Below are 14,336 nucleotides of genomic sequence, written 5' to 3'. Positions count from 1 at the left end.
AGGCTTGCAGCGTTTGCTGCAGCTCACGCACACGATGCAAGCAATTGGCGTGCCGGTCGCGTTGCAGGGAGGTGGGAAAGGAACTTCAGCGCCGCCCAGAAGCCGGCCCCATGGTCCTTGTGGCCCTGCCACACCTCGGGAATGAAGCTGGCATGTGGATGACGAGTGATTGTTTGCCAGGCGCGTGGCCAATCGATGTCGCCGGTACCCATCAGGACGCCTTCACCATTGGCTCCCTTGGCATCGGCGACATGCAGGTGGGCGGAGTAGGGCAACAGTTGCTCCAGTGCCTGCTGGAAATCCAGATTGAAGTGGAAGCAGGTCATCTGCAGGTGCGAGAGATCCAGGCACAGGCGCAGACCATGTTCGTGCGCTTGTGCAGCCAGCTCGTCGGGCATCATGAAGATGTTCTGGTGACGCTGGCCGCCGAAGTGCCAGGGGAACGGTGGCATGTTCTGCGGGATCAGCTCGGTACCAGCAAAGTCTATGCGCGCGCAGGAGTCATGGAAGCGTTCGTACAGGGCGGCGCGTGTATGTCGTGGGCGCGGCGCATCGGCCGAGAAACCGCCGACATTGCCGATGATCAAGCGTTCCTTTGCATGCGGAAAGAACTCGGCAATCTGCAACGTAGCGTCCACCACCCGCTGCAGATTGTCGATAGAGCGGCGGCGACAGCCAGGGTCGTCGGCAACCAGATCCAGCAGTTCGCTGTTCTCGAACAGCTCCGGTGCGTGGACCACCAAGCGGCGGCATGCGACTTCATCGAGGAACCGCTGCGGTTTCAGGCCCAGGTCGCGATAGGAAAGATGGAATTCAAAAAGATCGGGTTCGATGCGGCGCCGGTAGTCGAGGAAATCGTGGTAACGCACCGGCACACCCCAGGCGATGGGAAGTGAGAACGCCAGGCGCTCTTCACTGCGCGGCGCATCCAGGTCGCTTTCGTACAGGAAGCCCGCTTCGGCGATGTCGCGCATTGCGGTCTTGCCGATCAGCTCGTGCAACCGATACGGGGCCAAGCCCTGGCCGGGACTGGCGACACGCAGCATGTCGGCTGCAAACACTGTACCGGCACGCACGGGCCGAGTAGTGATCACGCTTTTGCCGAGATTTTCCCTGTTGAGTAGTTCGCCCTGGGAAAGGCGCCGTCCCGGTCGTTGCCAGGGCAATGCGGCTTCCAATTGGCGGATGCCTTCGACCAGTTGGCCGAACTCGTTCGGCTCCAGGCTGGCCAGGTGATCCGGACCCTCCATGGCGCGATCCAGGGTGATGTGGCGTTCGACCAGTTTTGCCCCGAGTGCGACGGCCCCCAAGGTAATCGCGGTACCGCGCTCGTGACCGGAGTAACCGACCAGTCCGTGCAACTGCTTCAGACGCCCCATGTAGCCAAGCTGGATGTCGGATTCCGGGGCCGGGTAGGCGCTGTTGCAATGGAGCAAGGCGAAAGGCGCCCTGAGCTCGCGCAGTTGCTTGATGGTGCGGATGATCTCGTGTTCGTGTGACATGCCGGTGGAGAGAATCAGCGGCTTGCCCAGGCTTGCAGCTTTGGCAATCAGATACGGGTTGCAGAGATCGGCTGATGCGATCTTCACCGCCGCCACGTCGAAGCTGGCCAGCGCATCCACGCTGGGCTCGTCCCACGGGGTACAGAGGTAGGTGATGTTCTTCTGGCGGCAGTAAGCGCGCAGCTGCCGGTGCTCGTCCAGGCTCAGTTCGACCTTGTCCAGCAGATCCTGCAGATACTCGACACCCAGGTCTTCCGCGCGCGATCCATCCGCCTGACGACGGTACAGTGCTTGCCGGTCGCGCAGCTGGAACTTGACCGCATCGACGCCGGCAGCGATGGATGCATCGATCAGGCGCTTGGCCAGTTCTACGGAGCCGTTGTGGTTGTTGCCGATCTCGGCGATGACGAACACCCGCTCGCCGCCGAGCGCGAAGCCATTCAGCTCAATGGTGCTCGAGCGTCGGGTATGGACACTGAGCAGCCGTCCAAGGCGATCCAGCACCGGTATCGCGCCATAGCCGAGGTTGAAGGCATCGGCCAGCGCATCGCGGTCGGCATCATCACTGACGGAATGGAAGGCCTGGTTCATGCAGGCGGTGACGGCTTGGCTGGTCTGCCCGCCGTTGAGCAGGTAGCGGCGGATATCGCCATCGGTAACGACGCCAAGCACGCGTTGTTGCCCGTCGATGACGAACACGGTCTTCAATGCGTCAGCCTCGTGCAGCTTGATCGCATCGAGGATGCTGCTGTCGGGTAAGAGGCTCAGTTTCTGCGCAAGTTGGTTCATGCGTCGGCTCCGACGGCAGCTCGTGGGCGCGTGCGCGCGGTCCGCAGTCCGTCTTCGATGCAAGCGGCTGCGTATTCCAGTTGGTCTTCACTCAGGCCCGGCCACAGGCCGATCCAGAAGGTGTCTTTCATGACCTTGTCGGTTACCGGCAGCTCACCGCTGACCCGGTAGTTCTGGCCCTGCATATAGGGCTGGCGGGTCAGGTTGCCGGCAAACAGCAGGCGGGTGCCGATCTTGTGGCTGTCCAGGTGGCGCAACAGGTCTTCGCGCAGCACGCCGCTGCCATCACGCAGGGTGATCGGGAAGCCGAACCAAGAGGGGTCGCTGCCGGGCGTTGCATGCGGAAGAATCAACTGTTCGGTGCTGCCGGAAAGGCGCTGGTGCAGCCAGGCAAAGTTGCGCTTGCGGGCAGCAATGAAGCCTTCCAGGCGGTCCATCTGTGCCAGTGCACAGGCGGCCTGCATGTCGGTGATCTTCAGGTTGTAGCCCAGGTGCGAATAGGTGTACTTGTGGTCGTAGCCTTCAGGCAGACCGCCCAGTTGCCAGTCGAAGCGCTGGCCACAGGTATTGTCGGTGCCGGGCCCGCAATAGCAGTCGCGGCCCCAGTCGCGGAAGGATTCGATGATGCGCTTCAGGCGCGGCGAACCGGTGAATACCGCACCGCCTTCGCCCATGGTGATGTGATGGGCCGGATAGAAGCTCAGCGTGCCGATATCGCCGAAGCTGCCCACCAGCTTGCCGTTATAGGTTGAACCCAACGCATCGCAGCAATCCTCGATCAGCCACAGCCCGTAACGGTCGCACAGCTCGCGCACGACGGCCAGGTTGAACGGGTTGCCCAGCGTGTGCGCGAGCATGATGGCGCGGGTACGCGGGGTGATCGCCGCTTCGATCAGCGCGGCGTTTACGTTGTAGGTGCCCAGCTCGACATCGACGAATACCGGCACCGCACCGCATTGCAGAATTGGATTGACGGTGGTCGGGAAACCGGCGGCGACGCCGATCACCTCATCGCCCTTGCCGATGGCGCGTTCGCCAAGGCGGGGCGAGGTCAACGCCGAGAACGCCAGCAGGTTGGCGGAAGAACCCGAGTTGGTGGTGAGTACGTTGCGGATGCCGAGGTAACGCGACAGCTTCTTCTCGAAGGCATCGTTGAAACGTCCGGTGGTCAGCCAGCCATCCAGCACCGCCTCCATCATCGATTTCAACTCGGTGGCGCCGATGACCTTGCCGGACGGCGCCACCGTGCTGCTGCCGGGGACAAAGGCAGGCGTGGCGAGATGACGGTCGGCGTATTGCCCGACCAGTTCGGCTATCTGATGGCGCAGCTGGAGTTCGTCGTGGTTCATCGCGTGCTGTTCTGGAAATCTTCGATCTGGGTGAGGGTGTGACGCTGCATGTCTTCGCCGGCCAGCCATGCCTGGTGCCAGCGCACGGTTTGTGCCAGTGCCTGTGGCAGCGACCATCGTGGTTTCCATGCAAGCAAGTGCCGTGCCTTGGCCGAATCCAGGGACAGCAAGCCGGCTTCGTGCGGTTGCGGCGTGGCGTCGATCTGCCACTGCGGCTTGCCCGGCCACAGCTGCGCCAACTGCGCGACGACGGCACCGACACTGGCGACATCGGCAGCATCCGGGCCGAAATTCCAGGCGGAATCCGCGCCTTGTTGGCCGTTCAACAGCGCCTTTGCCAGCAGCAGGTACCCGTGCAGGGATTCGAGCACGTGTTGCCAGGGGCGGGTGGCGCCGGGGTAGCGCAGGGTGACGGGCTGATCCTGTTGCCATTGGCGCAGGATGTCGGGCAGCAGCCGCTCCGGTGACCAGTCGCCGCCGCCGATCACATTGCCGGCGCGTGCGGTGGCCAGGGCCAAGCCCTGCGTCTGCAGGAACGAGGCACGCCAGGAGGCGCACAACAGCTCAACGGCTGCCTTGCTGCTGCTATAGGGATCGTGACCGCCCAGCGCGTCCTGTTCGCGGTAAGGCCAGACCCATTCGCGGTTGTCATAGCACTTGTCGGTGGTGACCACGAGCACGGCGCGAACGCTGTCACATTGGCGCACCGCCTGCAGCAGGTTGAGGGTGCCGGTGACATTGGTCGACCAGGTGTCTGCGGGCGTCCGGTACGACTCCCGTACCAAGGGTTGCGCGGCCAGATGCAGCACCAGCTCGGGTTGCTGCCGCGCCATTGCGGCAGTCAAACGCTCGGCGTCGCGGATGTCGGCCAGTTCAGTGTCGATCAGCGCAGCCAGCCCGGTCGCCTGCCACATCGAATCACCCGCAGGTGCGGGCAGGGCGTAGCCATGAACATCAGCGCCCAGCTGGCGCAGCCACAGCGCCAGCCAAGTGCCCTTGAAGCCGGTGTGGCCGGTGATGAAGACCCGACGCCCGCGCCAGAAATCCGAAGTCACTGCCACAGTTTCCACTCCGCCTTGCCCAGCGACCAACGTTCCTCGAGCAGGGTCTTGTCACGCAGGGTGTCCATCGGCTGCCAGAAGCCGTGATGGAGGAAGGACATCAGCTGACCTTCGTCGGCCAGTTGACGCATCGGCTCCTGCTCCCAGGTAGTCGCATCGCCTTCGATGTAATCGAACACGCCCGGCTCCAGCACGAAGAAGCCACCGTTGATCCAGGCGCCATCGCCCAATGGTTTCTCCTTGAAGCCACATACCTGCGTGCCGGTGATATCCAGCGCGCCAAACCGGCCCGGCGGCTGCACCGCCGTTACCGTGGCCAGGCGGCCGTGCTGGCGGTGGAAGTCGACCAGACTGGAAATGTCGATGTCGGCCACGCCGTCGCCGTAGGTCAGGCAGAACGTGTCGCTGCCCAGATAATCGCGCGCACGTTTCAGGCGGCCACCGGTGGAAGTGCTGTCACCGGTATCCACCAGCGTCACCCGCCACGGCTCGGCGTTGCGGTTGTGGATCTGCATGCGGTTTTCGGCCATGTCGAAGGTGACGTCGGACATGTGCAGGAAGTAGTTTGCGAAATACTCCTTGATCACATAGCCCTTGTAGCCCAGGCACACGACGAAGTCGGTGATACCGAAATGCGTGTAGAGCTTCATGATGTGCCAGATGATCGGCTTGCCGCCGATTTCGATCATCGGCTTGGGGCGCAGGTGGGACTCCTCGCTGATGCGGGTTCCCAGGCCTCCGGCCAGGATGACGGCTTTCATTCCAGTAACGGCGGGCTTCATGTGCAGTCGGGGCAGCGAACGATGTGACTGAAGCTGCAAGTTTCGTGCCGCAGCGGGGCGGCAACTTCAGTGCGTGCACGCAAGCGTGGGGTAACTGCCCCGGCGTGATCATTTGCCGGCGAAAGCATCGCCGGCCACAGGTTGTTACTGGCTGGCGGTCTCGACCGAATCGCGCTCGATGCCGTACTTGCGTAGCTTTTCAACCAGCGTGGTGCGGCGCAGGCCAAGCAGCTGGGCGGCATGGGCGACCACGCCCTGGGTGCGCTCCAGTGCTTCGTTGATCAGGGTCAGCTCGATGTTGGCCATGTGATCGCGCAGATCCATGCCTTCATTGGGCAGCTGACTGGTGCTATCCGGCGCGGCGATCTGGTTGATCAGGCCTGCAACCGGGTTTGCGGAGGTTTCCATCGCGGCGGGCTGCTTTCCAAACAGCATCGGACGTTCGTCCTCGGCACGGGCAGCCGCCAGGATGGCCTTGTCGCCGCGGTAACGGCTGGGCAGGTCCTGCAGGCGCACGGTGCCGCCCGGATGCAGTACGGCCAGGCGCTCGACCAGATTGGTCAGTTCGCGCACATTGCCGGGCCAGGCATAGCCGGCCAGTGCCTGCAGTGCTTCGGGCGCGAAACGGACTTCGCCACGGCCGGTACGCGAAAGCTGGGCAGCGATGGTTTCGACCAGCTCGGGAAGATCACTGGCGCGCTCGCGCAACGCCGGCACGTCGATCGGGAACACGTTGAGACGATAGAACAGGTCCTCGCGGAACTTGCCGTCGGTGATGCTCGATTCCAGGTTGCGATGGGTGGCGGCGATGACCCGCACATTGCAGCGGATGGTCTGGTTGCCGCCAACGCGCTCGAAGCTGCGTTCCTGCAGCACGCGCAGCAGCTTGACCTGCATCGGCAGGCTCATGTCGCCGATTTCATCGAGCAGCAGGGTGCCACCTTCGGCCATTTCGAAACGGCCCTTGCGGGCGCTCAGCGCACCGGTGAAGGCGCCTTTCTCATGGCCAAACAGTTCGCTTTCCAGCAGGTCGGCCGGGATCGCGCCGCAGTTGATGGCAATGAACGGGCCGTCGCGGCGCGGCGAACGCTGATGGATGGCGCGCGAGACCACTTCCTTGCCCGTGCCGGATTCGCCCAGCACCAGCACGGTGGTGTCGAAATTGGAGACCTGGTCGATCAGTTGGCGCAGCTCGCGTACTGCCGGGCTGTGCCCGGTCGGGCCGCTGTCATCGGTATTGCCTGCCTGGTGCTCGGCATCGAGCCGCTTCAGGCTGGCGCGCCGCAGCAGGGCTTCCATCTGCGCATGGCGCATCGGCTGTTCCAGCGGCCATACATTGGCTTCGTGCAGGCCATAGTGGCGTGAGAACGCCAGCGGGTCGCCTTCGGCCAGCAGGATCGGCGGCGGCAAAGACGTACTTGCCAGCCAGGTGAAGAAACCGGCAGCGCGGTCGGCATCTTCAAGTGCGCCGACCACCACCGCCATCCAGTCGTTGCTGCGGTGGCGGCTGACGTCGATGTCCTGTGCGTCGCTGACCCAGCGCGGGTTGAAGTCCATGAACTCCAACAGCGCCAGCGTGCGCTCGGCGCGCACACCGTCGGCGTCGATCACCAGAATGCGTGACTCACTCATTTTCCTGCACCTTGAGACTTTCCAGGATGGGCATGACTTCCTGGATGTAAGACAGCTTGCTGACAAAGTTGTCAGCACCGGCGCGCAACGCGTGTTCGCGATGCTCGGCGTCATCAAAATGGCTGGCGATGACGATGTAGGGGGGCTGGTCCTGGGTCTTGATCAGGCGCGTCGCCTGCAGGCCGCCCATTTCCGGCATGGCCAGATCCATCAGCACCACCTGCGGACGCAGGGCTTCGGAACGCTCGATCGCTTCCAGGCCGTTGGCGGCACTGCCGACCACTTCCAGCCAGTCGATCTTGCGGAAATGGCGCATGGCGGCGTTGATGAAACCTTCATGGTCGTCGACCAGCACTACGGTGAGCTTGTTCATGGGAATCCTTGGTCTCAGCCCACACGGGCCAGCTGGGGCTTGCTGCTCTGGCGGCGACGTTCGCGTGCCGGGGCGATATCAAGCTGTTCGCGGTATTTTGCGACGGTCCGGCGTGCAATGTTCACTCCCTGACGTGACAGCAGGCCGGCAATGGCCTCGTCGGCGAGCGGGCGGGCGGGCGGTTCGGCGTCGATCAGGCGCTTGACCATTGCCTTGACGGCCTGGCCGGAGACACTGGCGCCTTCCAGGCGAACGGCGAAGAAGTGCTTCAATTCAAAGGTGCCGCGCGGGGTCTGCAGGTACTTGCCCGAGGTGATCCGCGAGACCGTGGATTCGTGCATGCCGATCAGGTCGGCGACTTCCTTCAGGGTCAATGGCGCCATGCATTCATCGCCATTGACCAGAAACGCGGCCTGGCGCTCGACGATGACCCGCGCGGTGCGCAGCAGGGTGTCGTAGCGCATCGACAGGCCACGGGTCAGCCAGCGTGCTTCCTGCAGCATTTCGCGCAGCGGCTGGGCCGACTCACCACTGCTGTCGGCGACAACCCGCTCATAACTGCTGTTGATCGCCAGGCGCGGGGTGGTTGCCGGGTTCAGCGCTACCCGCCACTGGCCGTCGGCGTGCCAGGCCACCACGTCGGGGATGACGCTGGCTTCCTGCTGCGGCAGCAGGGTTTCGCCCGGCCGTGGCTGCAGCGACAGAATCAGGCGGAAGGCTTCGTGTATATCGGCGACTTCCGCGTCCAGGGCCAGCGCCAGCGCCGCATAGTCATGGTTTGCCAGCAGTTGCATGTCGGCATCGAGCAGGCGGCAGGCCAGGTGGCGTGCGGGCACCCGGCCGGGCAGGGCAGTGAGCTGTGCCAGCAGGCACTCATGCAGGTTCACGGCAGCCATGCCGGCAGGCTCGCCCTGCAACAGGCGCTGGCGGATGGCTTCGATATCTGCGCCCGTCCGATCAAGGCGGGCACTGGCCAGCTGGGTCAGCTGCGCCAGCGGAGCCTGCAGGTAACCTGCCTCGTCGCAGTGTTCCAACCAGAAAGCGGCGACGGCCAGATCGGCCTCGTCCAGTTCCAGCGCCAGTGCGTTGAGGACGCGCAGCTGCGGATCGGTGGACTCGCCGGCGGCCACGCGGGCCATGCGGTCCTCGTCGGCGGCATTCCAACTGGCGCCGGGGACATCCCACAGGTTGCTTTCGGGAAGTTCGTCGAATGCAGCGGTGTCGGCCTGAGCGTCATCAGCGGCAACGGCCGCTGGCGCTTCTTCAGCCAGCTCCTGCAGTTCCAGCAACGGGTTGTTCTCCAGCGCCTGACGTACTTCCAGCTCCAACTGCATGCCATTGAGCTGCAGCAGGCGAATCGACTGCAGCAGGGCAGGGGTGAGGTGGAGTTGTTGTCCCAGCTGGGTAGACAGTGAAGCTTTCATGCAGGTTCCCGTTGCGCCCGGTTGATGGCCGCGTTGTGGAACGCATCTTGCGTGCTTCATGTCGGGACGGTAATAGGTGTCGACCTGATAGCTGTCGTAATCCCCCCTACCTCATGTAGGTGTAACCCCTACATTGCGTCGGTAAATTGGCGCGCCAATGCCGGTGCTGTGATGCAACTTGTTGATTTCACTGCATCCGTCAAGTCAGGTGACGGGTTTCGGTTTCCGTGACGCAGATTCACTTTGTCCGGACTACTGACATCAACCGAGCTCGTTTTCGTGGCGTACGGCCATCAGAAGCAGGTCATTGGCGCGGCGGCAGCCCAGGGATTCCATCATCCGCGCCCGATGGGTTTCCACGGTCTTGATGCTGATGCCCAGGTCCGCGGCGATTTCCTTGGTGGTCTGGCCGGTGCCCAGACGCCGCAGGATCTGCTTCTGTCGCGGCGACAGAGCGCCGATGCCGGTAGCGCGCTCCTTGTTCATCAACGGCGCCAGCATCTTTGCCGAGATCTGCGGGCTCAGGAAAACCTGCCCGGCATGCGCGGCGCGCAGGGCCAGTTCCAGTTCCGCCGGAGCCGCATCCTTGACCAGAAAGCCAACCGCACCACGATCAAGTGCATCTCGCACATGGGCGGCGTCATCGTGCATGGACATCATCACCGCACGCGCATGCGGCAAGCGCTGGCGGATGTCCGTCAGTGCCTCCAGGCCGGAACGGCCGGGCAGGGAGAGATCAAGCAAAATCAGGTCTGGCACATGAAAAAGCGCCATTTCCAATGCCTGTTCGGCATTGCTGGCTTCGGCCACCACTTGGATTCCGTCAAATGTCTGCAGCAGCCGGGTAAGCCCAGCACGAACCAAGGTGTGGTCGTCGACAATAAGAACGCGCACGGGAGACCGGGTCATATCAGAAGGCTGCACCTTAGCGGAGCGGGGGCGCAGGCGCCAGCGCAGCACCATGCAATCTGCTCACCGGTTACGGCGACTATCGGCGATCTGCTTGCGGTGCAGGCGGAACAGGTGGCGCTCAACGGCAGCCAGCAAGGCCTCGTTCTGGGCGTCCAGGCGGAGCCACAACTGCGGGCCAGCGGCGGTGGTTGCTTCGGCCAGCACCACGACGGGCAGCTCGATCAGGTCAGGCAGCCACTCGGCCGGCTGCAAACGGACCACACCCTTGGTTCCTGCCGCGTAACCGGCAAGCTGCTCACGCTGCAGGCGCAGACCATGCCGTGACCAGCGCAGCGCTGCAGCCGTTGCAGCAGGTGCGTCGCGTTGCAGCAGGCGCCCAAGAAGGACCAGGGTGAGATCCAGCCGTGCTTCCAGTCGCTGCAGTTGCAGGCTGTTGTCGTTGCGCTCGTCGCTGCCGTCATCCGCATTGCGTGCGTCTTCGACCAGCGCGATGCTGCGCAGGAGCATCTCGGTACTGCCCGGGCGCTGCAGCGTAGCGCCGGCCTGGAATTCCACCGGCAGCGACAACTCGCAACTGAGCGTGTCGTCGAACAGCTCGGCTTCTGCGGGGTGGTCGATGCCGGTGCTGTTCATGCCAGGCTTCCAGCCTGTAGATAGGCACTGGCCACGCGGGTGGACTGACGTTCGGCGCGCAGGTGTGCGGCCGCCTCGTCGCGCAGTTCGCGCATCCGCCCGGTCAGGCTGTGCTGTTGTTCCAGCAGGTGCTGCAGAGCGTCTGCCGCACCCGCTGCGCCGTTGTCCTGGATATAGCCGCGCAGGCGCTGATCATGCGCGGCAACAATCTGTTCGGCGCGATCGTGATCTTCGGCGTCGATGGCGTTCTTCAAGGCATCCAGATCTGCGTGCAGGGCATCCAGGGCCTGGCTGGCGGCAGTGGACATCACCGTGCCCCGGCGGCGTTTGGCATGCCGCGTTGCTCGGCGGGGATGGCGTTCCAGGCGGATTCGATCTCGGTCATCAGCGACAAGGACTCCTGCAGGGCATTGACGTCGTTGTTGAGGTTACCCTCGGTCAGGCGGTGCAGTACATATTCGTATAGCGCCGACAGATTACCGGCCACATCACCACCGGCCTCATGGTCCAGCGAACCGTTGAGGTGGCCAATGATGGCGCAGGCCTCGCCGATGGCCTTGCCCTTCAAGGCCTGGTCGCCGCTAGCCAGACAGGCTTCGGCACGCCGGATGCGCTCGCCGGCGCCTTCAAGCAGCAGCGCAACCAGACGATGGGGGTCCGCATCGATGGCACGGCTGGAAACGCCGACCTTGCGGTACTGCTCGGCATAGTGGCGGTTGGCACCGTACATGTGGATGGGACTCCTTTGATTCAGCCCTTACGCGAGTGGCTCGTCGCAGCGGCAGGTGGTGGTTGGTGGATGAGTGTCGCTGCGCCCGCAGGGCGCGGTTGTCAGGATTTGGAGGCCAACTGCTGGCTGAGGTAGTTGCTGGTGCTCTGCATCCCCGCGACCAGCTTGTCCATCGCCGTGAACTGTTTGGTGTAGCGCTCGGAAACCTTTTCCATGCGCGCATCCAGCGCATCCAGGTCCTTCTCGAGCTTCTTGATCTGCTTGTTGAGCGAATCGGTGCGCTGGGTCAGGGTGCCGGTGCTGTCCAGGTTGCTCTTGAGCATGCTGGTCATGCCACTGGACAGGTTTCCTTTGCTGCCCAGCAGGGCTTCGGCTGCGCCGGGATTTTCGGCGACGGTCTTGTCGAAGGTGGTAGCGCTGAAGCTGAGCGAGCCGTCCTTGTTGATCGCAACACCAAGCGCCTTCAGATCGACGACGTTGGCACTGAGCTGGCTGCGCATCTGCTGCTGCAGGCCGCGGATCATCGAGTCGCCGGTCAGCGTGGACGCCCTGTCATTCTTGGCGTCATAGCTGGTGGCACTTTTCAGCATGCTGTTGGTCGCGTTGTAGGCACTGATGAATGCCTGCAGGTTGATCTTCAGCGGCGAGTTGTCCTGGGCCACGGTCAGCGTGCGGGTGGTACCTACCTCGGCCTTGCTAAGGTTGAGGGTGATACCGGGAATGATGTCGGTGATCGAATTGCTGCTGGACTCGCGTTCGAAGCCGTCAACCCGGACCTTGGCGTTGGTGGCCGCCGTAGTCTGTGCCATGCCACCTGCAGCGCCGTCCCAGGTCAGTGCGGACAGGCCGCCGTTGCCGCCGCTGGTGGTTACCTTCAGTGCACCTTCGGTGCCGGCGTTGACGGCATTCATTACCAGATGCTGGCCGTCGCTGGCGGTGATGATGGTGGCGTTGACGCCTTTGCCGTTGGCCGCCTTGTTGATGGCTGCGGCGATTTCGGTCAGCGTCGAGCCTTCGGCGATATCGACATCCAGCGTCTTGTCGCCCCAGGCTACCGTCAAGGTTCCGTCGCCTACTGACGCATCGGCGGCGAACGCGCCGGAACTGAGCTTCTGGGTGGTCGCCAGGCTCAGCACTTCGACGTTGTAAGTGCCTGCGGTTGCCAGGGTTTTGCCGGAGCTGGCATCGGTGATGATGCTGGTGCTGAAACCCGAACCCTCTGGCACCGTGGCCTTGTAGGAACGGATGTCCGCGCTCTTGACCATCGCCTCCAACGAGGATTGCAGGCCACTCAACGAGCTCTTGATGTTGCCCAGCGCAGACAGCTTGGCCGTGGCCGCGGTGCCCTGCGAATTGATCCGGTTGTCAGCCGGCTTGCGCTCGGCAGCGACCAGCTTGGCAACGATGGTCGGGATGTCGAGGCCGGAGCCGACAGCAGCGAGAGAGGAGGTGGCCATTGTGTTTCCTTGTTCTAGGCGGAAGGACGCCTGTGCAGCTATCCCTTGTATCGGCACGCCTGCCCAGCAACTTTAGGCAGACGGCGACGGTTGCCGTGCACACCATGCAAGCGGCGTGCCTTGATCGGCGTCGCCTGGGCCGCGCCCGCTGCAAACGCGAAACCCCCGCCAGCTGGCGGGGGTTCCGGAAACGTCACTGGTAGCGCCGATCCACCGGCGCCGCAGTGTGATTAGCGCAGCAGGCTCATCACGTTCTGGGTGGAGCTGTTGGCCTGCGAGAGCATGGCGGTACCGGCCTGCTGCAGGATCTGGTTGCGGGTCAGCTCGGCGGTTTCCTTGGCGTAGTCAGCGTCACGGATGCGGCTACGCGAGGCGGACAGGTTTTCCGAGGTGGTCGACAGGTTGGAGATGGTGGAGCTGAAGCGGTTCTGGATCGCACCCATGTCGGCACGCGAGCTGTTGACGGAGGTCAGTGCCTTGTCAACGATTTCCAGGGCCTGCTGCGAACCGGCGACGCTGGAGATGTCCAGGTCCTTCAGGAACTTGGTGCCGGCGCCAGCATTGGCGGCGACGGTGCCTGCGGCGATGCCGGTGCCCGAATAGGCCAGGCCGGTGGCAGCGGTCTGCGTTGCATCGGTGAAGGTGAAGTCCTTGCCGGCCTTGACCGAGGTCATGCTCAGCTTGCCGGTGCTGTCCAGCGATGCATACACGCCCGACTGGTCCATCTTCTCATTGATCGCGGCAGCAACCTTCTTGCTGACGTCTGCACCCGTGTCGCCGACAGCAACCTTGACGGTTTCGATGGCGATGCCGTTGACGCTCATGCCGCCGATGGAGCCGGCTGCGGTGGCAGCGCCCGAGGCCAGTGCTGCGGTCGAGGTCGAGGTCGCGGCGAAGCCTGCACGGCCCAGCGCGTCGATGTTGGAGTCGACAATGCTGTTGATGCCGATGGTCTGGCCCGAGTCAGCGCCAACCTGGAACAGCGCGCCGGAGAAGCTGCCGTCCAGCAACTTGGTGCCGTTGAAGCTGGTCTGGTTGGAGACGCGGTCGATTTCCTTCAGCAGCTGGTTGACTTCCGAGTTCAGCGCTTCGCGGTCGGTCGAGGAGTTGGTGGCGTTCGAGGACTGCACAGCCAGCTCGCGGATACGCTGCAGGTTGTTGCCGATTTCGACCATCGCGCCTTCCGCGGTCTGGGCCAGCGAGATGCCGTCGTTGGCGTTGCGGGTAGCAACGTCCAGGCCGCGGATCTGGGTGGTGAAGCGCTCGGAGATGGCCAGACCGGCGGCGTCGTCCTTGGCGCTGTTGATGCGCAGGCCCGACGACAGGCGCTGGATCGAGGTGGCCAGGCTGCTGCCGCTCGTGTTCAGGTTGCGCTGAGCATTGAGCGACATGATGTTGGTGTTGATTACTTGTGCCATGGTTTCGGATTCCTTTTTGTCGTTTGATCCGGCAGCTCAACCTGACCGGTACTGAGTGCAGTGGGAGGTGCCGTTGGGGCCGCAGTACCGCTGCTGATATCAATAACGGCAGCACCCTCCCGCGCTTTAGGGCTGCTGTAGGTTCGGATTGACAAAAATCGCTGTCCAACGGCGAGCGGGCCTTGGACAAGCATGTGGGAGCGGGGGCCGCCCCGAAGCAGGGGGGTGTTAACCCCCCCCCAAAAAAAGCAAAACCCAACTCAACATAGCGGCG

The 14,336-nt window shown here is 63.5% G+C and carries 13 protein-coding genes; all 13 read right to left on the bottom strand.

The window, feature by feature from the left end; all coding sequences use genetic code 11:
• Positions 1-23 precede the first annotated feature (23 nt).
• Entirely contained in the window at positions 24-2,291 is a 2,268-nt protein-coding gene (locus ABE493_RS01185) for an N-acetylneuraminate synthase family protein (protein ID WP_346496487.1), read from the bottom strand.
• A complete protein-coding gene (gene rfbH / locus ABE493_RS01180; RefSeq protein ID WP_346496485.1) occupies positions 2,288-3,640 on the bottom strand; it encodes a lipopolysaccharide biosynthesis protein RfbH in 1,353 nt (450 codons plus the stop codon). Before rfbH ends, ABE493_RS01185 begins: the two co-directional genes overlap by 4 nt.
• Positions 3,637-4,695: a CDP-glucose 4,6-dehydratase gene (rfbG, locus tag ABE493_RS01175; protein ID WP_346496483.1), complete on the bottom strand. Its 1,059-nt coding sequence runs from the start codon at positions 4,693-4,695 to the stop codon at positions 3,637-3,639. The genes rfbH and rfbG overlap by 4 nt, the downstream gene beginning before the upstream one ends.
• Positions 4,692-5,462 (bottom strand): glucose-1-phosphate cytidylyltransferase, encoded by a 771-nt coding sequence (rfbF, locus tag ABE493_RS01170; protein WP_346496482.1) that lies wholly within the window; start codon positions 5,460-5,462, stop codon positions 4,692-4,694. Before rfbF ends, rfbG begins: the two co-directional genes overlap by 4 nt.
• A 165-nt stretch (positions 5,463-5,627) precedes the next feature.
• Positions 5,628-7,115, bottom strand: coding sequence for a sigma-54 dependent transcriptional regulator (locus ABE493_RS01165; RefSeq protein WP_346496481.1), 1,488 nt, complete (start codon positions 7,113-7,115; stop codon positions 5,628-5,630).
• Entirely contained in the window at positions 7,108-7,488 is a 381-nt protein-coding gene (locus ABE493_RS01160; RefSeq protein WP_346496479.1) for a response regulator, read from the bottom strand. Before ABE493_RS01160 ends, ABE493_RS01165 begins: the two co-directional genes overlap by 8 nt.
• A 14-nt stretch (positions 7,489-7,502) precedes the next feature.
• On the bottom strand, positions 7,503-8,912 hold the full coding sequence (gene rpoN, locus ABE493_RS01155; RefSeq protein ID WP_346496477.1) for an RNA polymerase factor sigma-54: 1,410 nt from the start codon (positions 8,910-8,912) through the stop codon (positions 7,503-7,505).
• 261 nt (positions 8,913-9,173) lie between these two features.
• Positions 9,174-9,806 carry a response regulator transcription factor gene (locus ABE493_RS01150; RefSeq protein WP_346496752.1) on the bottom strand — a complete coding sequence of 211 codons (633 nt, stop codon included), beginning with the start codon at positions 9,804-9,806 and terminating at the stop codon, positions 9,174-9,176.
• Between the two features lie 78 nt (positions 9,807-9,884).
• Positions 9,885-10,457 carry a PilZ domain-containing protein gene (locus tag ABE493_RS01145; protein ID WP_346496475.1) on the bottom strand — a complete coding sequence of 191 codons (573 nt, stop codon included), beginning with the start codon at positions 10,455-10,457 and terminating at the stop codon, positions 9,885-9,887.
• The gene (locus ABE493_RS01140) at positions 10,454-10,765 is read right to left on the bottom strand and encodes a hypothetical protein (protein ID WP_346496473.1); all 312 of its coding nucleotides are present in this window, start codon (positions 10,763-10,765) and stop codon (positions 10,454-10,456) included. Before ABE493_RS01140 ends, ABE493_RS01145 begins: the two co-directional genes overlap by 4 nt.
• On the bottom strand, positions 10,765-11,187 hold the full coding sequence (gene fliS / locus ABE493_RS01135) for a flagellar export chaperone FliS (RefSeq protein WP_346496471.1): 423 nt from the start codon (positions 11,185-11,187) through the stop codon (positions 10,765-10,767). Before fliS ends, ABE493_RS01140 begins: the two co-directional genes overlap by 1 nt.
• A 101-nt stretch (positions 11,188-11,288) precedes the next feature.
• Entirely contained in the window at positions 11,289-12,644 is a 1,356-nt protein-coding gene (gene fliD, locus ABE493_RS01130) for a flagellar filament capping protein FliD (RefSeq protein WP_346496469.1), read from the bottom strand.
• A 230-nt stretch (positions 12,645-12,874) separates the two neighbouring features.
• Complete coding sequence (locus tag ABE493_RS01125; protein WP_346496467.1) at positions 12,875-14,062, bottom strand: flagellin; 1,188 nt, start codon at positions 14,060-14,062, stop codon at positions 12,875-12,877.
• Between the last annotated feature and the right edge of the window lie 274 nt (positions 14,063-14,336).

This window comes from Stenotrophomonas terrae (genome assembly GCF_039674165.1).
In the GTDB taxonomy this organism is placed as follows: domain Bacteria; phylum Pseudomonadota; class Gammaproteobacteria; order Xanthomonadales; family Xanthomonadaceae; genus Stenotrophomonas; species Stenotrophomonas terrae_A.
Note: the sequence above shows the minus strand (reverse complement) of the source record. Positions and strands in the feature narration are given on the sequence as shown.

What these genes read in the sequence shown, in the direction of transcription:
- ABE493_RS01160 (WP_346496479.1), bottom strand. Translation starts at nt 7,488, where the DNA reads ATGAACAAGCTCACCGTAGTGCTGGTCGACGACCATGAAGGTTTCATC.
- fliD (WP_346496469.1), bottom strand. Translation starts at nt 12,644, where the DNA reads ATGGCCACCTCCTCTCTCGCTGCTGTCGGCTCCGGCCTCGACATCCCG.
- rpoN (WP_346496477.1), bottom strand. Translation starts at nt 8,912, where the DNA reads ATGAAAGCTTCACTGTCTACCCAGCTGGGACAACAACTCCACCTCACC.
- rfbH (WP_346496485.1), bottom strand. Translation starts at nt 3,640, where the DNA reads ATGAACCACGACGAACTCCAGCTGCGCCATCAGATAGCCGAACTGGTC.
- ABE493_RS01125 (WP_346496467.1), bottom strand. Translation starts at nt 14,062, where the DNA reads ATGGCACAAGTAATCAACACCAACATCATGTCGCTCAATGCTCAGCGC.
- ABE493_RS01145 (WP_346496475.1), bottom strand. Translation starts at nt 10,457, where the DNA reads ATGAACAGCACCGGCATCGACCACCCCGCAGAAGCCGAGCTGTTCGAC.
- ABE493_RS01165 (WP_346496481.1), bottom strand. Translation starts at nt 7,115, where the DNA reads ATGAGTGAGTCACGCATTCTGGTGATCGACGCCGACGGTGTGCGCGCC.
- ABE493_RS01185 (WP_346496487.1), bottom strand. Translation starts at nt 2,291, where the DNA reads ATGAACCAACTTGCGCAGAAACTGAGCCTCTTACCCGACAGCAGCATC.
- fliS (WP_346496471.1), bottom strand. Translation starts at nt 11,187, where the DNA reads ATGTACGGTGCCAACCGCCACTATGCCGAGCAGTACCGCAAGGTCGGC.
- rfbF (WP_346496482.1), bottom strand. Translation starts at nt 5,462, where the DNA reads ATGAAAGCCGTCATCCTGGCCGGAGGCCTGGGAACCCGCATCAGCGAG.
- ABE493_RS01140 (WP_346496473.1), bottom strand. Translation starts at nt 10,765, where the DNA reads ATGTCCACTGCCGCCAGCCAGGCCCTGGATGCCCTGCACGCAGATCTG.